The organism is Agrobacterium fabrum str. C58, assembly GCF_000092025.1.
In the GTDB taxonomy this organism is placed as follows: Bacteria; Pseudomonadota; Alphaproteobacteria; order Rhizobiales; family Rhizobiaceae; genus Agrobacterium; species Agrobacterium fabrum.
The window spans coordinates 559,318-577,111 of record NC_003063.2; the positions used below are offsets into that span (position 1 = coordinate 559,318).

General features: G+C 59.6%; 18 protein-coding genes and 1 tRNA gene. 7 read left to right on the top strand and 12 right to left on the bottom strand.

The features are described 5' to 3' along the window. Positions 1–59 precede the first annotated feature (59 nt). Genes ATU_RS16250 through ATU_RS16265 form a run of 4 tightly spaced genes read right to left on the bottom strand, consistent with a single transcriptional unit; the run spans position 60 to position 2,476 of the window. Positions 60–488: a DUF1178 family protein gene (locus ATU_RS16250; protein WP_006315750.1), complete on the bottom strand. Its 429-nt coding sequence runs from the start codon at positions 486–488 to the stop codon at positions 60–62. Further along, complete coding sequence (locus ATU_RS16255) at positions 485–1,345, bottom strand: carbon-nitrogen hydrolase family protein (RefSeq protein ID WP_010973100.1); 861 nt, start codon at positions 1,343–1,345, stop codon at positions 485–487. The genes ATU_RS16250 and ATU_RS16255 overlap by 4 nt, the downstream gene beginning before the upstream one ends. A gap of 24 nt (positions 1,346–1,369) precedes the next feature. Then, complete coding sequence (gene grxC / locus ATU_RS16260) at positions 1,370–1,624, bottom strand: glutaredoxin 3 (protein WP_006315748.1); 255 nt, start codon at positions 1,622–1,624, stop codon at positions 1,370–1,372. A gap of 60 nt (positions 1,625–1,684) precedes the next feature. Further along, positions 1,685–2,476: a ComF family protein gene (locus ATU_RS16265; RefSeq protein ID WP_010973102.1), complete on the bottom strand. Its 792-nt coding sequence runs from the start codon at positions 2,474–2,476 to the stop codon at positions 1,685–1,687. A gap of 142 nt (positions 2,477–2,618) precedes the next feature. Here ATU_RS16265 and ATU_RS16270 point away from each other — a divergent pair, with 142 nt between their 5' ends. Further along, the gene (locus ATU_RS16270) at positions 2,619–3,500 is read left to right on the top strand and encodes a methyltransferase domain-containing protein (RefSeq protein WP_010973103.1); all 882 of its coding nucleotides are present in this window, start codon (positions 2,619–2,621) and stop codon (positions 3,498–3,500) included. A 17-nt stretch (positions 3,501–3,517) separates the two neighbouring features. Here the strand turns inward: ATU_RS16270 and ATU_RS16275 are convergent, their stop codons facing one another. The 6 genes from ATU_RS16275 to ATU_RS16300 form a co-directional block, all read right to left on the bottom strand. Then, the gene (locus ATU_RS16275) at positions 3,518–3,709 is read right to left on the bottom strand and encodes a Flp family type IVb pilin (RefSeq protein ID WP_006315744.1); all 192 of its coding nucleotides are present in this window, start codon (positions 3,707–3,709) and stop codon (positions 3,518–3,520) included. 95 nt (positions 3,710–3,804) lie between these two features. Then, entirely contained in the window at positions 3,805–4,119 is a 315-nt protein-coding gene (locus ATU_RS16280; protein ID WP_006315743.1) for a hypothetical protein, read from the bottom strand. Between the two features lie 172 nt (positions 4,120–4,291). Continuing rightward, the gene (mutT, locus tag ATU_RS16285) at positions 4,292–4,705 is read right to left on the bottom strand and encodes an 8-oxo-dGTP diphosphatase MutT (protein ID WP_006315742.1); all 414 of its coding nucleotides are present in this window, start codon (positions 4,703–4,705) and stop codon (positions 4,292–4,294) included. Then, positions 4,702–5,478 (bottom strand): GNAT family N-acetyltransferase, encoded by a 777-nt coding sequence (locus tag ATU_RS16290; protein WP_010973105.1) that lies wholly within the window; start codon positions 5,476–5,478, stop codon positions 4,702–4,704. Before ATU_RS16290 ends, mutT begins: the two co-directional genes overlap by 4 nt. Before the next feature lie 18 nt (positions 5,479–5,496). Beyond that, a complete protein-coding gene (gene argJ, locus ATU_RS16295; protein WP_010973106.1) occupies positions 5,497–6,738 on the bottom strand; it encodes a bifunctional glutamate N-acetyltransferase/amino-acid acetyltransferase ArgJ in 1,242 nt (413 codons plus the stop codon). A gap of 92 nt (positions 6,739–6,830) precedes the next feature. Further along, positions 6,831–7,697 (bottom strand): peptidylprolyl isomerase, encoded by an 867-nt coding sequence (locus tag ATU_RS16300; protein ID WP_010973107.1) that lies wholly within the window; start codon positions 7,695–7,697, stop codon positions 6,831–6,833. Between the two features lie 242 nt (positions 7,698–7,939). On the opposite strand from ATU_RS16300, the gene secA reads away from it, so the two are divergent. From secA to ATU_RS16325, 5 genes are all read left to right on the top strand, one after another. Further along, positions 7,940–10,648, top strand: coding sequence for a preprotein translocase subunit SecA (gene secA / locus ATU_RS16305; RefSeq protein ID WP_010973108.1), 2,709 nt, complete (start codon positions 7,940–7,942; stop codon positions 10,646–10,648). A 147-nt stretch (positions 10,649–10,795) separates the two neighbouring features. Further along, positions 10,796–11,689 carry a DMT family transporter gene (locus ATU_RS16310; protein ID WP_010973109.1) on the top strand — a complete coding sequence of 298 codons (894 nt, stop codon included), beginning with the start codon at positions 10,796–10,798 and terminating at the stop codon, positions 11,687–11,689. 81 nt (positions 11,690–11,770) lie between these two features. Further along, positions 11,771–12,973 (top strand): glucans biosynthesis protein MdoC, encoded by a 1,203-nt coding sequence (gene mdoC, locus ATU_RS16315; protein ID WP_010973110.1) that lies wholly within the window; start codon positions 11,771–11,773, stop codon positions 12,971–12,973. A 56-nt stretch (positions 12,974–13,029) separates the two neighbouring features. After that, the gene (gene uppV, locus ATU_RS16320) at positions 13,030–14,445 is read left to right on the top strand and encodes a Wzx-type polysaccharide biosynthesis protein UppV (protein WP_010973111.1); all 1,416 of its coding nucleotides are present in this window, start codon (positions 13,030–13,032) and stop codon (positions 14,443–14,445) included. An 8-nt stretch (positions 14,446–14,453) separates the two neighbouring features. Continuing rightward, entirely contained in the window at positions 14,454–15,725 is a 1,272-nt protein-coding gene (locus tag ATU_RS16325) for a GNAT family N-acetyltransferase (protein WP_010973112.1), read from the top strand. A 52-nt stretch (positions 15,726–15,777) separates the two neighbouring features. On the opposite strand, the gene uppQ is transcribed toward ATU_RS16325, so the two are convergent. Next, the gene (gene uppQ / locus ATU_RS16330; protein ID WP_010973113.1) at positions 15,778–16,440 is read right to left on the bottom strand and encodes a polysaccharide biosynthesis GNAT family N-acetyltransferase UppQ; all 663 of its coding nucleotides are present in this window, start codon (positions 16,438–16,440) and stop codon (positions 15,778–15,780) included. A 357-nt stretch (positions 16,441–16,797) separates the two neighbouring features. On the opposite strand from uppQ, the gene ATU_RS16335 reads away from it, so the two are divergent. Beyond that, a tRNA-Leu gene (locus tag ATU_RS16335) sits at positions 16,798–16,882 on the top strand. Positions 16,883–16,943: 61 nt separating this feature from the next. On the opposite strand, the gene ATU_RS16340 is transcribed toward ATU_RS16335, so the two are convergent. Then, positions 16,944–17,786 (bottom strand): amidohydrolase family protein, encoded by an 843-nt coding sequence (locus ATU_RS16340; protein ID WP_010973114.1) that lies wholly within the window; start codon positions 17,784–17,786, stop codon positions 16,944–16,946. Positions 17,787–17,794 lie beyond the last annotated feature (8 nt).

The window sequence follows — 17,794 nt, forward strand, 5'->3', positions numbered from 1 at the left end:
CTCTCAGGCCGGCCATCTCGTGAAGGCGATTAGGTGCGGCAATATCGAGCTGAAGAAACTCAATTCACGTCGTCGGGCAGCACCGGCAGCGGCGCGATCTCTATGCCCTCGTCCAGCAGGGCCTTGGCTTCCTGCACCGAGGCATTGCCGATAATGCCGCGTTCATCCGCCTCGCCATAATGGATCTTGCGGGCTTCCTCGGGAAACTTGTCGCCGACGTCCTCCGCATTCGCGCGGATATTGGCAACGGCTTCCCGGATTTTCGCAAGCGCCTCTTTCCTGGCGGAATCCATCGCGAGCGTCTGGCGTTCGTCCCTCTTGCGGGCGGTGGAGACGGAAGGCGCCATCAGGAGCTTGGAGACCTCAACGGAATTGCAGACCGGACAAGACAGCAAGCCGCGCTGCAACTGATTGTCGAAATCGTCGCTACCGGCAAACCAGCCTTCAAACTCATGGCCCTTTTCACAGGCCAGCGCATAACGGATCACGCCGCCTCACCTCCGGCAGGTTTCAGGGGAATGACGGTGTCCAGCCCGAACTCACGGGCATTGCGCAGATTGGGAATTTTGCCGCGCGCAGCCGCAACCAGCGACGTGTCGATCTCGGCAAAGATAATCTCTTCCCCCGCACCGCCCGCCAAGGCCAGCACCTTACCCCAGGGGTCGATGATGATGGAATGGCCGAATGTCTCGCGACCGTCCTCGTGAACGCCGGCCTGTGCGGCGGCGATTACAAAAGCACCGTTTTCGATAGCACGGGCACGCAACAGGATTTCCCAGTGGGCTTCCCCCGTCTGGCGTGTGAAGGCCGCCGGAACCGTCAGAACCTCCGCACCAGCCAGCGCTTCTGCCCGGAAAAGCTGAGGGAAACGGACGTCATAACAAATCGCAAAGCCGAATTTTGCCAACGGTAGTTCGGCGATACGTGCCACTTCACCGGGTTGGTAAGCGGCACTTTCACGCCAGCTTTCGCCATTATCGAGATCGACATCGAACATATGGATCTTGTCGTAGCTGCAGATGCGCGAACCATCCGGCGCGAAGAGAAAACCGCGATTGGCGATCTTGCCATCCGGGCGGGCAATGGCCGTGGAGCCGATATGGACGTGAATGCCAAGCTCGCGTGCCAGCCGTGCGGCGGTCGCTACGATGATATCGCCATCGTCATCACGCAGCTGGGCACGAAGCGCCTGCCTGTCCTTCTGGATTGCGCCCGTCATTTCCGGGGTCTGTACATACACAGCCCCTTCCGCCGCGGCGGCGCGCACCAGCCGTTCCATATCGGCGGCGTTCCTTACCGGGTCGACGCCGGAGCGCATCTGGATGGCGGCAGCCTTGAAACTCATCACGTCCTCCATAAACCCTGCCGATCAGCCAGCCAGCATGGCATCCAGCTTGCCGGCACGTTCCAGCGCATGCAGATCGTCACAACCGCCTACATGCTGGCCGTTGATGAAGATTTGCGGGAAGGTCGTGCCGCCGGATTTCTCGATCATTTCCTGCCGGTATTCCGGCGTCGTGGTGGCGTTATATTCGGCGTAATCGACGCCCTTCATGTCCAGCAGCGCCTTGGCGCGCGCGCAATAACCACAAAAATCCCGTGTATAGATCGTTACCGGTGCCATGTTATTCAGAGCCTCGCAAACGTGCGGCAAAACGCACGATAAAGTCACGTCGTTCAGGCTTCATATAGGGCCGGAAATGGCCATTGCAAAGGTCAAAACTGTCACATCCACGGCACCCGCCTTGCGCAGGGCGCGGCTTGCCGCCCCCACCGTCGCGCCTGTCGTATAGACGTCATCCACCAGCACCACGCGCTTGCCGAAAATATCGGCCTCCCGGCCGGGCGCGAGGGAAAACGCACCCCGCACATTATCCCGACGGGCAAGCGCGGAAAGCCCCACCTGCCGCTCGGTCGGCTTCACGCGCAGCAGCGTGCCGGCGAGCAAAGGTTTGCCGGCGGCCCGGGCAAGATGCCGGGCCAACTCGGCGGACTGGTTGAAACGGCGGTGCAGGAAGCGGCGGCGATGCAGCGGAACCGGCACGATGCAATCGCAGGCGTCAACCGTCCCGTCACTTGCCCGCAACATCCACAGCGCGATCAACCGGGCGAGATCGGTGCGATCCTGATATTTCAACCGGTGAACCAGCTTGCGGGCCGTGCCCTCATGGCTGGCGACGCTACGCAGGCGATCGAAAGGTGGCGGATCGGCGATTGCCCGCCCGCTGACAACACCTTCTCCATGGTCCCGCGCGAAGGGAATGCCCAGAACCTCGCAGAAAGGGCGATCGATAAAGGCGACATCCCTCCAGCAATCGGGGCATAAGGCGCCTTCGCCACCGGTCATGCGATTGCAGCCGGCGCAGGTCGGCGGATAGACGAGGCGGAAGAACGAACGCGCCACCGCGCGTGCCGCGGAAGGCACGACGGCGGACTTCGACAGCAATCCCGAAAACAGATCGTCACCAGCACTCATGAGGTTGACTTTAGCGCCGAACGGGTGCCTTTGCGAGAGCGATACGCTCCGGCGCGACACCGGAAATAATGCCCGAAGCGGCATGACAGCAACGATAAGGCCCGCCGACCCAGAAGGCGTTGAAGGCCGAGCAGGCAAGACGATGGATATTCTCTTTGACCAGGCCCTGATCGAACAAAACCGCCGCCGTGCGTGGACCCGGCGTGATGACAAGGCCCTGTTTCTTCTCGACATGGCAGCCGAAGAGCTGGCCGACAGGCTTGCCATCGTCGAGCGCAAGTTCGAGACGGCCATCGAACTGCACGGCGGAACGGGCGTGACGGCCCGCCGGCTGGCCGAGACGGGAAAAGTGGACAACATTCGCCGCATCGAAACCGAAAGCGCATTCGCGACGGACGGAAACATTCCCGAAACGGCGTCGATGGAGCATCTGCCGCTCGCGGAAGCCTCCGCCAATCTCATCGTTTCACCGCTTGCCCTGCATCTCACCAACGACACCCCCGGTGCGCTGATCCAGATACGGCGCGCATTGAAGCCCGATGGTCTGTTTCTCGGCGCCATTCCCGGCAGCGGCACCCTGCATGAGCTGCGCGATGTCTTGCTGACAGCAGAAGCGGAGCTGACCGGAGGTGCCAGCCCGCGCGTCATTCCCTTCGCCGACGTGCGCGATGTCGGTGCGCTCCTGCAACGCGCCGGTTTTGCTCTTCCCGTCACCGACGCGGAGACCTACACGGTGCGTTATGATTCGATTTTCCCGCTGATGCGCGACCTGCGCGCCATGGGCATGGCCAACCCGCTGGCAAGCAGAAGCCGAAAGCCGCTCAACCGCGCCTTTTTCCTGCGGGCGGCGGAACTCTATGCCGAGCGCTATTCGGATCCCGACGGGCGGATAAGGGCGACATTTTCCATCATCTATGTATCAGGCTGGGCGCCGCATGAGAGCCAGCAAAAGCCCCTGAAACCCGGCTCCGCCAAGATGCGCCTTGCTGACGCCTTGAAGACAACAGAAGTAAAACTGTCCTGAATGATCGGCGCGAGCTTTCAACCCTTGGGAAAAGCGTCGACGATGAACTGAAACACGGCATTGATACCGCTGCTGATGTTGCCGAGGCCGGCGATGAGCGCTGCGGAAATTATCCCTGCGATCAGGCCGTATTCAATCGCTGTCGCGCCGTTTTCATTTTTGCAAAAATTGATAAAAAAATGCAGCACAGGATATTCCCCATCCACCATCCGGTGCGTTTCGACAACCGGCACACGCCCTGTTGAAATTCAGCACCATCCTAGGTCGGCGACATGAGGAATCCGTTACCGTTGATGGTAAATGATCAGCAACCGCCCTCGTTGCTGTAACCCGTGACCACGCAGGGCATCTCCGGCATCGGCTGGGTGACACTGCGGCGGATGGAATAGGTCTTGCCCACATCGGTCTTCTTGATGGAGCCGGTGCTGATCATGTCGTAATTGTCGGGGAACTGCGCCACGCGCGTGGGAGATTTTCCGGCAAGCATGGGAGTGATGATCAGCGAGAGCGCGATGACCGCCGTGCCGAACAACAGCGCCACATTGAGTACGCCGGTGCGACGGGATTTGTTGGAATACGAATGACGACCTTCCACCGTCTTCCAGAAATCCTCGTTCATGACCAACCTCGTCTCGCGCAGTTTACCGCTTCTTTAGCTTAACAATCTGCCAGAGGGTGCTGAACGATCTCTTAACAAAGCCCCGTTTTGGCACGGCAAAACCGTGCACGAAGGGCGTTTTCACGAAGCTGTGACGGGATAAGGCAGGAGGGCCTCAGAGGCCCCTCGATTCTTACAGCAAATCCTGAAGGAAGGGGATGAGCGGCTCATCGGCCGGCGGCATGGGATAATCGCGCAGCGCCTGGGGCTTGACCCATTTCAGCGCCTGTCCTTCCCGGCCATGGGCGATGCCTTCATAACGGCGGCACACGTAAAGCGGCATCAGAAGATGAAAGGTCTCGTAGGTATGGCTGGCAAATGTCAGCGGTGCGAGACAGGCGACCTTGGTTTTGACGCCGAGTTCCTCGTCCAGTTCACGGACAAGGGTTTCTTCCGGTGTTTCGCCCTGCTCCACCTTGCCGCCGGGAAATTCCCACAGCCCAGCAAGCGACTTGCCTTCCGGCCGCTGCGCCAGGAGAATGCGCCCATCCTGATCGAGAAGCGCACAGGCGGCGACCAGCAGGATTTTTTTGCCCGCCTCACTCATTCGCCGGTGCCCTTTTGCCAGTAGCGATAACGATAAGCCTCGGAGAAGCCGAATTTTTCATAAAGCGCGATCGCTGGTGCATTGGTGGAAACCACCTGCAGCCAGGCGGTTTTGGCGCCGCTGATTCTGGCCCAGCGCAGTGCCGACGACAGAACCTGCGTGCCCAGTCCCTTTTTACGCTGCGATTTTTCGACATCGAGCGAGATGACGCCGGCAAGATCGTTATCCTGCACGCAAATCATGGTGGCGAGCGGGTTGCCCTCCACTTCCTCGTTGATAAAGAGGCCGAGCGTCGGCTTGATGGAACTGACGATTTCCGCGATTGCCGGGCGCAGCGCCGGATCGCCATCGCTCACCTTGATGCTCGCTTCGACAAAACGACCGATATCATGGCTGGGAAGGCTGACCAGCGTTTCCGGCAGTTCCATGCTGGAGAGATCGGCCGTCATAACCAGCACCTCTTCGAAGACGGACCAGCCATCGCCAATCAGAAAATCCACGAGTTGCGGCGGCATCAGCGTCGTTTCGCGCACCACCAGCGGCCGGCCGAAATCCTCGAAACGCTTGCGCGCCTTTTCCAGCCGCACCGCGCAGTTGCCGTAATCGGAGGGATCGAGCGGCACCACGCAGTTGATACGTTTGGAGGGATGCGAACCCGTGAGACGGATCTGCCAGCTGCCATCATAAATCACCGACGAGGCAGGCCATGCCCGGAAGCTGACGGCTTCCAGACGGCGAACCAGCGGCAGATTGACGGCCTTGTTGTCCTGCATTTTCTTCGATTCCAACGGTCAGCTCCGGTAGTCGCCGTTGATCGCAACATATTCTTTGGTCAGATCGCAGGTCCAGACCGTGGCCGTGCCTTGGCCGAGGCCGATATCCACCTTCACCGTAATATCTTCCAGCCGCATCACGGCGGTGGTCTCCGCTTCCGAATAATCCGGATCGCGTTCACCGTTCACGGCCACGCGCACGCCGCCAAACCAGATGGCGAGGCGGTCACGGTCAGCCATTTCGCCTGATTTACCGACAGCCATGACGACGCGGCCCCAATTGGCGTCTTCACCTGCAACGGCAGTTTTCACCAGCGGCGAATTGGCGATGGAAAGGGCAATTTTCTTGGCAGCGGCATCGTTTTCCGCACCTGTCACGGTGACTTCCACCATCTTGCGCGCGCCTTCGCCGTCGCGAACCACCTGCAGCGCCAAATCCTTCAGGAGATCGTTGAGCGCGGCGCGGAAGGAGGACAGGCGCTCGTCATCGGCGCTCGTCACCTTTACCTGACCGTCCTCAGCCGCCGCACCCGTGGCGAACAGCATCAGCGTGTCCGACGTGGACGTGTCGCTATCGACCGTCACGGAATTGAAGGTCGGGCCGACACCGGCGGACAACAGGGATTGCAGCGCGGCGGGTTCGATGTCGGCATCCGTCACGACGAAGGAGAGCATCGTCGCCATATCAGGCGCGATCATGCCGGCACCTTTGGAAATACCATTGATCGTGACGATCACGCCGCCGATCTCGGCGGTGCGGGTCGAAACCTTGGGATAGGTGTCGGTCGTCATGATCGCCTTGGCGGCTTCCTGCCAGAAATCGGCTTCCGCCCTGACGTTCATATCACCGAGAACGCCTGCAAATTTCGAAGCGTCCAGCGGCTCGCCGATCACGCCTGTTGATGCCAGGAATATTTCGCCTTCGGAGCAGCCGACGGCAGCGGCGGCGGACTTCGCCGTCAGTTCGGTCGCAGCCTTGCCCTTGACGCCCGTAAACGCATTGGCATTGCCGGAATTGACCACCACGGCACGCGCCGCGCCGCTGCCGAGATTGGCGCGGCAGAAATCAACCGGGGCCGAGGGGCATTTCGATTTGGTGAAGACGCCAGCCACACTTGCCGGCTTGTCGAACACCATCAAGAGAACGTCGGTGCGGTTCTTGTATTTGATGCCGGCGGCAGCCGTCGCCATGCGAACGCCGCGCAGCGCGGGCATATCGGGATAGGATTTGGGAGCGAGCGGGGAAACGGCAACGGACATGGGAAGCGCCTGAAACTCTGGAAAGGGAGGGTCTGGGAAAGCCTGAGATGAAACGGGGCGGCCTCGAAGCCGCCCCGTAACATTGGTATTTATTACTGCTGCGGCGGCTGAGCTTGCTGTTCCTTCGTGGCTTGGTCGTAGCCCTTCTTCAGCGTCTCATCCATGATTTCGATCTTCTGGTCAGCCTTTGCCTTCTCGATGAGGGCAACGTATTTGTCGCGCATGACAAGCTGACGAACCTGAGGCTCGACCTGCTCGAAAGCCGGCGGCGGGGCGATGCGCTTGTCTTCCAGCTTGATGACATGGAAGCCGAACTGCGTTTTCACCGGGGTCTTGGTGTAGGCGCCCTTTTCGAGGCCGAAAGCGGCTTCTTCGAATTCCGGCACCATGCGGCCCTTGCCGAACCAGCCGAGATCACCGCCGTCATCCTTGTTGGAATCGGTCGACTTTTCCTTGGCGAGTGCGGCGAAATCCTTGCCCGAATCGAGTTGCTTGATGATGTCCTTGGCTTCGTCTTCGCTGGCGACGAGGATGTGTGCAGCCTTGATTTCTTCTTCCTGCGGCAGGGCTGCGACTTCCTTGTCGTAGCGGGCCTTCACTTCGTCATTGGTGACGGCGTCGACCACATGCTTGCGGAAATAAGCGTTGTGCAGCTCACGATCCTTGATGAATTCCATGCGCTTCTTGAAATCTTCAGTCTTTTCCAGACCTTCGGCGTCTGCATTCTTCACGAGAAGCTTGACGTCGATCGCGCCGGACAAGGCTGCGACCTTCTTCTGCTCGTCGGGAAGCTGCGCGAGCTGCGGATCGAGGTTGCCCATGGCCAGATCGAGTTCGGACTGGTGGATTTCCAGATCGCCGACCTTGGCAACGACCTTGTCTTCCTGTGCAAAAGCCGGAAGCTGAAGGCCGAGCGTGGCCACAATCACCGCAGCCGCAATTTTATTATAGCGCAACATTTTGAACCTTTCGGGGACAATGCCGGCTCCAGACATGGTTTCCGGCTCTGAAAAAACTTCCAAACACCGGATTGTGGCCATTCTGTAACGGGCAGAACCGTTGACATCATTTGCCCCCCCTCTTATCTGTCACGCAACCTCGCGTCCAGATACGTTGAAGGGCGAAGTCCGTCATTTGTGCTGAAAACAGCGTGACGGAGAAAAGCGCCCGGCAAAACGGAATTTCAGAAAGGGCCAGTAAGATGGTCAGTCTCGGCGGAATAGCCCGCAAGTTGTTCGGTTCGGCAAATGAACGCCGCGTCCGCTCCTATAAAAGCAAGATCGCAGCCATCAATGCGCTGGAAGAGGCCACCAAGGCGCTCTCCGACGAAGCGCTGGCGGCCAAGACCGCGGAATTCCGCCAACAGCTTGCCGACGGCAAGACGCTGGACGATCTGCTGATCCCGGCTTTCGCCGTCGCTCGCGAGGCATCGCGCCGCGTTCTGCACATGCGCCCGTTCGACGTGCAGCTGACCGGCGCCATGATTCTGCATGGCGGCGCCATTGCCGAAATGAAGACCGGTGAAGGCAAGACGCTGGTGGCGACCCTTGCGGTCTACCTCAACGCACTCGCCGGCAAGGGCGTGCATGTCGTCACCGTCAACGACTATCTCGCCAAGCGCGACGCCGCCACGATGAGCAAGCTCTACGGCTTCCTCGGGCTGACGACCGGCGTGATCGTCCACGGTTTGGACGACGACCAGCGCCGCGAGGCTTATGCCTGCGACATCACCTACGCGACGAATAACGAACTCGGCTTCGATTATCTGCGCGATAACATGAAATATGATCGCGCCCAGATGGTGCAGCGCGGCCACAACTACGCGATCGTCGACGAAGTCGACTCGATCCTCGTCGATGAAGCGCGCACGCCGCTTATCATCTCCGGCCCGCTGGACGACCGTTCCGACCTCTACAACACCATCGACGCCTTTATTCCGCTTCTGTCCCCGGAAGACTACGAGATCGATGAGAAGCAACGCTCGGCCAACTTCTCCGAAGATGGCACCGAGAAGCTCGAGAACCTGCTGCGTCAGGCGGGTCTGCTGAAGGGCGAATCGCTTTACGACATCGAAAATGTCGCCATCGTTCACCACATCAACAATGCGCTGAAGGCCCACAAGCTCTTCACCCGCGACAAGGACTACATCGTCCGCAACGATGAAATCGTCATCATCGACGAATTCACCGGCCGCATGATGCCGGGCCGCCGTTATTCCGAAGGTCAGCACCAGGCTCTGGAAGCCAAGGAAAAGGTGCAGATCCAGCCGGAAAACCAGACGCTGTCCTCCGTCACCTTCCAGAACTATTTCCGCATGTATGAAAAGCTGGCCGGCATGACCGGCACGGCATCGACGGAAGCGGAAGAATTCGGCAACATCTACGGCCTCGACGTCATCGAAGTACCGACCAACCTGCCGATCCAGCGTATCGACGAGGACGACGAGGTTTACCGCACCGGCGAAGAGAAGTTCCTGGCGATCATCACCGAGATCAAGGCGGCGCATGAGCGCGGCCAGCCGGTTCTGGTCGGCACGACCTCGATCGAAAAATCCGAGCTTCTGGCCCATATGCTGCGCCAGTCCGGCTTTACCGATTTCCAGGTGCTAAACGCCCGTTACCACGAGCAGGAAGCCTATATCGTTTCGCAGGCCGGCGTTCCCGGCGCCGTCACCATCGCCACCAACATGGCCGGCCGTGGTACCGACATCCAGCTCGGCGGCAACGTCGACATGCGCCTCGAGCGCGAGCTGGAAGGCATGGAGCCGGGTCCGGAGCTTGATGCCAAGGAAGCGGCTATCCGCGCCGAGATCAAGGTGCTGAAGGAAAAGGCGCTCGCCGCCGGCGGTCTCTACGTCATCGCTACCGAACGCCACGAAAGCCGCCGTATCGACAACCAGCTGCGCGGCCGTTCCGGCCGTCAGGGCGACCCCGGCCGCTCGAAATTCTACCTGTCGCTTCAGGACGACCTGATGCGCATCTTCGGCTCCGAGCGCATGGACTCGATGCTGCAAAAGCTCGGCCTGAAGGACGGCGAAGCCATCGTCCATCCGTGGATCAACAAGGCGCTGGAACGCGCCCAGAAGAAGGTCGAAGCCCGCAACTTCGAGACCCGCAAGAACCTTCTGAAATACGACGACGTCTTGAACGACCAGCGCAAGGTCATCTTCGATCAGCGCCTCGAGCTGATGGAAGCCGACAATATCGGTGAAACCGCCGCCGACATGCGCCACGAGGTCATCGAAGCGCTCGTCACCAAGCATATTCCTGAAAATGCCTATGCCGAGCAGTGGGATATCGCCGGCCTGAAAGCTGGTATCGCCCAGTTCCTGAACCTCGACCTGCCGGTGGAGGAATGGGCGAAGGAAGAAGGCATCGCCGAGGACGATATTCTCCAGCGCGTCACCGAAGCGGCCGACACATACGCCGCCGAGCGCGCCGAACGTTTCGGCCCCGAGATCATGACCTATGTGGAACGCTCGGTCATTCTTCAGACGATCGACCATCTGTGGCGCGAACATATCGTCAATCTCGACCATCTGCGCTCTGTCGTCGGTTTCCGCGGTTACGCCCAGCGCGATCCGCTGCAGGAATACAAGGCGGAAGCCTTCGAACTGTTTCAGTCGCTGCTCACCAATCTGCGCGAGGCCGTCACCGCTCAGCTGATGCGCGTGGAACTGGTGCAGCAGGAACCGCAGCAGCCGGAACTGCCTGAGATGACCGCCCATCACCTCGACCCCGTCACCGGCGAAGACGAGATGGCGCAGGGCGTGCCTGCCGCTTTCGTCCCGGCCGAGGAACGCGATCCCAACAACCCCGCCACCTGGGGCCGTATTGGGCGCAATGAAATGTGCCCCTGCGGCTCGGGCAAGAAATACAAGCACTGCCACGGCGTTTACGAGCAGGCCTAAAGCCAGGGATTTATGCCAGAGATCAATCGCCCGTAACCCGCGTTACGGGCGATTTTGTTTGCGCCGGATCATTGCTGCTGGTCGGGGTGTTGACTGGTATCGGCACTTTCCATATGGGAGCCGGATCATCTTGCGGAAACTGCTTTCATGGCCCCTCGCGATCTTGCCGCCTATATTTTTCTCGCGATTACGTGGGGCGTGTCTTTCCTGCTGCTTCTGCATGTCGTCGCCGCCTTCGGCTGGATTGGCGCGGTCACGCTTCGCTCGCTCATAACCGCTGTCGCCCTTTATCTCATTGCGCGGGCGGCCCGCCGGAAGCTGGCATTTTCCGCCAGCTGGCGCGCTTTCGCAATCGTCGGCGCAACGACGGTCGCCGGGCAACTGATCGGCCTTTCCTATGCGACGCCACAGATCGGCACCGCGATGGCAGCCATATTGGTGGCGACCATTCCGCTTTTCTCAATGCTCATCTCGCAGATGTGGGGTCTGGAACGCCTGACGCGGCAGGGCATTGCGGGTCTCGTCATCGGCTTTGCCGGTATCGTTCTGCTTGTCGGCTTTCCCGCTGTTCCCGTCACTTCAGGCTTTATCATCGGCTGTGCTGCCGCTGTCGCCGCCTGCATCTGTGCGGCCTATGGCAGTAATTTTGCGAGCCTGCACCTCAAAGGAGTTGGATCCTGGGAAATCACCATCGGTTCCTTCCTGACAGGTGGCCTGATGACCCTGCCGCTTCTTTTCGCGGTGCCCTTGCCCGGAACACCTGATCTCGTTGACTACGGTTATCTTCTGATACAGGCGGTCGTCATGAGCGGCCTGACCTATATCACCTATTTCAAGCTGGTCTCCTCAATCGGCGCAACGAAGGCGATCAGCGTGGAATTTGCCGTCACCGTCGTGGCGGTGCTTGTCGGCGCCCTGGTGCTCGATGAACCCCTGTCGCTTCCCCAGCTTTTCGGCGCCGGCATCATCATTTTCGGCTGCGCGCTGGTGCTCGACCTTCTGCCCAAGAAAAAGGCGCCACCTACCCCTTCGGGCGCGTGAAGGGTTTATTAGCGTTTTCCACCAATAGTCGTGTTGGTCGTCACGGCGCACGCGGGATCGCGTTTTCGGCGCGGGGGAAAAATGCAACCGGGCAAGTCAGACTATGAGCATTACTGGGACCCTCTAAGGGCTCTCCTGATGATGCTCGGCATTCCCTACCACGCCTCCCTACTCTACAGCCACGTTCTGCCCTGGGACATCAAGGATTTCGAGACCAGCCCGCTTTTGAGCGGATTGGGTGCTGCGCTCGTCACCTTCCGCATGCCGACATTCTTCCTGGTGGCGGGGTATTTTTCCACCATGGTCATCGGCAAGAAGGGCAAGATGCGCTGGCTGAGGCAGCGTTTCCTGCGCCTCGGCGTTCCCTTCATCGTGGCCGTGGTTCTGCTCGGGCCATTACAGCTGTTCCTGCTGCAACTGGCCAGCGTCGCCAAAGGCGATATTCCCACTGACCGTTTGCTTGAGAGCCTACCCGGCTTGCTGCGCCCGAGCGAACAGTGGATCATGCATCTGTGGTTCCTGCCGGCCCTCATTGCCTATTCGGTCCTGCTGGCAGCTCTTCTGTTTCTGGCAGCACACCCGCCATTTACCCATGTCAGAAACTGGTTCAACAGCTTGCAGCAGCGGCACGCTACCCTGGTTTTCGCGGCACTGTGCACCCTCCCGGTTCTGTGGGAGTTGATGGTCTATGGTTCCGGTCTGCTTGCGGCAAGCAGTGGAAGCAGGCTTTTCCTTCTTTATGAGCGTGCTTCCGACCCCTATGCGCGCTACCTGCCCTTCTTCCTGCTTGGCGCCCTGTTGCAGCGTAATCGCGCTCTTTTTCACCAATTCCGTCAGACGGGTTTTCCCACCGTTGTCATCGCTGCGGGCGCTATTGGTGCGGCGGTGGCATTGCGCCTGCAACATCCTTTTTCGACTTCGGCCCTTTTGGTCCTTGTTTCCGCAATTGCTGCGGTGGCAGCGAGCCGTCTGTTGATCGACCTCGCCTGCCGCTATTTCGACAGGCCAAGCCCGCTTGCGAGACGCATGACGGATGCGTCCTTCACCATTTACCTGTTTCATCATCCGCTGATTTACACCTTTGGAATCCTCTTCATCCTGATTGCGCTGCCGCCGATCCTGGAATTCGCGATCATCGTCGCAGCCACGACGGCAACGGCCTATATGCTGCATCAGGCGATACGCCGGAGCCCGCTCGCACTTTTCCTCTTCAACGGCGTCCGCAGGCCGCGCGGGGTGGATGATATCGGCACACAGGCCGGCGCCTCCCAAACCCTTCGTTAAGGATAAGCGCTTACAGTCGAACTGCCTATTCAACTGGAAATGATGGCGTGTGGATCATGGCTATCCTCAACTCGGCGGAAAAAGCCTTACCCGCAAGCCTGCGCGCAAAGCTTGCGCCGCTGGCGGCGAAAGTTGCCGTCCTTCTTTCCGGAAGAGATGAGGTTTCGCGCGCTCAACGCATGGCGCTCGTTGCCTTTGCAGTGCGCATCGTCAGCGCCGGCATCGCCTTCATTTCCCAGATCATCCTTGCCCGCCTGATGGGCGAATTCGAATATGGCCTCTTCGCCTTTGTCTGGGTTCTGGTGATCCTGTTCGGCAACCTTTCCTGTCTCGGTTTTCATACGACCGTGATCCGCTTTTTACCTGGCTACCGTCTAGAGGAAGCCCATGACAAGATCATGGGGCTGACGTCGACGGCACGCGTCTTCGCGATGCTTGCAGCCAGCGCGCTCGCAATTTTCGGGTTTGTTTTCCTGTATTTCTTCGGCGAGCGCATCGCTTCCTATTATCTCATCCCGGTTGCGCTGGCGCTTTTCACCCTGCCGATGGTGGCGTTGGGCGATGTGTTGAACGGCACCGCGCGCGCCAATGGCTGGGCCGTCTCCGCCCTCAGCCCCACCTATATCGTCCGCCCGGTGCTGATCCTGCTGTTCATGATGGCGGCGGTCCATTTCGGCGCGGAAAAAACCGCGACCACCGCCATGCTCATGGCCCTTCTGGCCACCTACGTCACCACGCTCTTTCACTTCGCCTTCATGAACCGCCGGCTCAACCGGCATTTCCGCAGCACGGCCCGCAAGGTTCATTTCCGTCACTGGATAAGGTTCGCCTTCCCGATGTTCCTGATCGATGGCATCGGTTTCCTGATGACCAATTCCGACGTGGTGATTGTCGGGCTTTACCTGCCTCCCGATCAGGTTGGCATCTATTTTGCGGCGGCGAAAACCATCGTGCTGATGCAATTCGTGTTTTTCTCCGTGCAGGCGGCTGCCGCGCCACGTCTTGCCGCCCTGATGTCGGCCAATGATCGTCAGGGGCTTGCGGGTTTTGCCGGTCAGGCCGCACGCTGGGCTTTCTGGCCATCGCTCGCCGTCGGTAGCGTGGTGCTTCTGGCAGGTCCGTTCCTGCTGTCACTTTTCGGCCCGGGCTTCGTCCAGGGTTACCAGCTAATGTTCTTCCTGTTTGCCGGTTTCCTCGCCAAAGCGATGATCGGCCCGGGAGAAACGCTGCTGAATATGGCCGGCAAACAAAAACTTTGCGTTGTGCTTTATATTATTATCTTTGGTTGCAACATTGCACTCAACATGGCGCTCATTCCGGTCTATGGTCTGGCAGGGGCCGCGGCAGCGGTGGCAATAGCCATGTGCATGGAAGCTGTGCTATTGCATATTGCCATTCGCCGCACACTCGGGATCGTGCTTTTTGCTTTCAACGATCCCCGGGCAGGTCAAGACACTGGGAAGGCGGTATAACAACAAGCATGTCCAGCGATCCAAAGAATCCGGATTTTCAGGACCCGCGCATCGCGGCGCTGTTGGCGTCTGCGGAGCGTGACCGTCCCGCGGCAGACAGCAGCCGGCGCGTGGGACGCGACGGCCGGGAATTCTGCATCTATCCGGGTCAACTCGGTTACGACATGCAGGAAGAACTCGACTTCCTTTCCAATCGTGTCATGGAGGCGAATGTCTTCTTCACCGGGCGGCTTCTTGCGCCCGCCATGCCACGTATCGAAGACAAGTCCGTGCGCTTCGCCCTCATTCGCGACGAGAACGGCGCTAGAAGCCGTATGCGCTTCCTGATGCCCTTTACCGTGGAAAAGCCGGGTTTTTCCATTGGTCCGTCCATCATTCGCGTCTGGGCCAACCCATTTGGGCCGCTCGGCACGCCGCTGGTCGATACCGAAGGGGCAGCTGAAACCCTCGACAATCTTTTCGATGCCCTTTCCGACCGGAACATGCGTCTGCCGAATGTTCTTGTCCTGCCGGATGTGCGGCTGGAAGGGCCGTTTGCGCGCATGTTCAGGGCCATCGCGCTTAGCCGCAACCTGCCGGTGACGACGACGGGCAATTATCACCGGCCGATGCTGGAAAGCCTCCTTGATGGCAAGGCCTATCTGCGCAACACCCTTGCACCACACCATCTGCGCGAAATGAGCAGGCAGTGGCGCCAGCTCGAAAAACTTGGATCCCTCTCCTACAGCGTGACCCGCCAGCCGAAGGATGTGCGCTACCGAATGGAGGAATTTCTGGCGCTGGAGGCGAGTGGCTGGAAGGGCCGCAAACGCACCGCGCTGGTCAACGACCGGTATCGCGCCGCTTTCGCCCGCGAGGCCATCACCAACCTCGCCGAAGCCGATGCAGTCCGTATCCACACCATCGATCTCAATGGCAGCGCCATCGCATCCATGGTGGTCTTCATCACGGCCGGCGAAGCCTATACGTGGAAAACCGCCTTCGACGAAACCTATTCGCAATATTCACCCGGCAAGCTACTGATGCAGAAACTCACCGACTGGCATCTGGACGACGCCAATATTCTGCGCAGCGACAGCTGCGCCGTGCCCGATCATCCGATCATGAGCCGCTTCTGGCAGGAACGGCAGGAAATGGGGACGCTGGTCGTCGGCCTGACCCAGAACAGCGACCGCGACGTGCGGCAGGTTTCCACGCAGGTGGACATGTACCGGAATACCCGCAACCTCGCCCGCAGCCTGCGGCAGAAAATCCTGTCCTTCGGACGCAAGGGCAACTGATCCGAAGGACGCCGGGGCGCCCTTCGGATATGTTCGGCAAATGAGGCCGGCTTCAGCGCGAGGCCGTCCGGATCATCTTGCACAATTGCGTCAGGGCAGCATCGTATCCGCCACCCAGAATATCGACACACCGGCGGGCGAGCTTGATCTGCTCGACCCGTGACATGTCGTTATAGGCCTGTATGGCATTACGCACGGCGCCAGGGGAAAGTTGCCCCGGATTGCTACCGGGATTATTTGGATTGTTCGGATTGCCTGGATTTCCCGGATTCCCAGGGTTACCTGGATTGCCAGGCGAACCTGAACCACCAATTCCGAGCCCGACATCGAGGCCGAGACCGCTCGATCCACCCACATTCGCACCGACATTGGCGTTGATGCCTCCAGAGCCGCCGACGGAAGCCTTGGCGGCGGCATTGACACCGCCGGCACCACCGACGGATGTGTTGACGTTGGCGTTGACCCCATTGCTGCCACCGACCGAAGCGTTGACATCTGCACCCAATCCGCCGCCGCTCCTGCCGCCGACATCCGCACTGGCGTTGACACCGCCGCTGCCGCCAACGGAGGCATCGACCCCGAGCCCGCCGCTGCCGTTGCCGCCCACACTGGCATTAACCCCATTCTCCCCACCGATCCCGATATCCAGCGCATGGGCGTTGACCGGCAAGATCAGACAGGCAGACAGTAACAAATTGCGAGAAAGAGCCCTCATAATTTCCTCCCTATGAGTTTGGCCATTCCCGCCCCGCGTGGAAGTTCCACGCCGCCATTATAATTTCAATTAGCAATTGCGTATATACTAATTTATTAGAGATGTCTAAAATTCTCAAAATAATTCAATCATAGGTGTATCGTTTTGAAACAGGTGCTGCCGATTGAACCATCCGCGCCGCGGCAAGGCTGCCAAATGTTTTAGGCACGCCCTGTGATTTTACCCCCCGCCGCCTAGCGCGCTGACATACCGTTTTGCAAGGCAAATTTCCCGCTTTTGGGCTTGCAAGCACGGTCTCGCCCGTGATAGACGCCGTGTCATTGCCTCAGTGCCCTGAAACACAATCGGCAGCGAAATGCGGGTGTGGTGGAATTGGTAGACGCGCCGGACTCAAAATCCGGTTCCGAAAGGAGTGTCGGTTCGACCCCGACCACCCGCACCACCTCTGATGATTTGCACGATATTATCGGCAGGAACGGGACCATATCCGGTCAAGGATCATCCTATGTCGCCAGATAAAATCGTCTGGCATTGCCATGGCCGATCGATGCCTGCTCATCCGGAGAAAGCGTCGACAGAAACTCTCTCGTCATGGCGATCCACTCCGGCAGGCCCGAGCCTAGATCGACCACCGGCCAGTCGCCGCCCCAGACCATTCTTGCCGGGCCGAATAGCTTCAATACGGTTTCCACATAAGGCCTCACGCTTTCCAGCGTCACTTGCCCCGGCGCACAATAGGCGGTGACACCGGAAAGCTTGACGAAGAGATTTGGCAGGCTGGCCAGATCGGCCATGCGCTCGCTCCAGGCGGGGAAATCGTTTCCGGCGATGTCAGGCGTGCCGCAATGGTCGAGCATGAAGCGAACGTCGGGGCAGGCCCGGACAAGTTCGGCGGCAATGGCGAGCTGGCGCGAATGAAAACACAGATCGACCGGCCATCCGGCCTTGCCGATCTTGCGCACGTTTCGCCGATAGTTTTCCGCACGGCTGGTATCGTCGGGCATGACCTGGAGGATACGCCGGAACCCGACAACTTTGAGGTGGCGGCACTCCTCCAGCCAGGCGTCGAAGCCCTGGTCCGTTTCCGGCCGGCAGCTGGCGATCTGGCCGAACATCGGCAAGGTGCCTTCCCCTACCATGCCAGCGACAAGCCGGGCTTCCGCCCGATAATCACCGTCATCGACCCCGGTTTCCATGAAAATCGTGCCGATGACACCGCTGCCCTCGACAAGAGCTGCATAATCCGCCCGGGTGAAGCTTCCCGCAAGGCTCGGCTCGCCGCGCGTCCAGGCATAACCGAGTTTGCCCCGCAAGATCAGATGCTGGTGGGTATCAATCAGGTCCATGGCGTCCT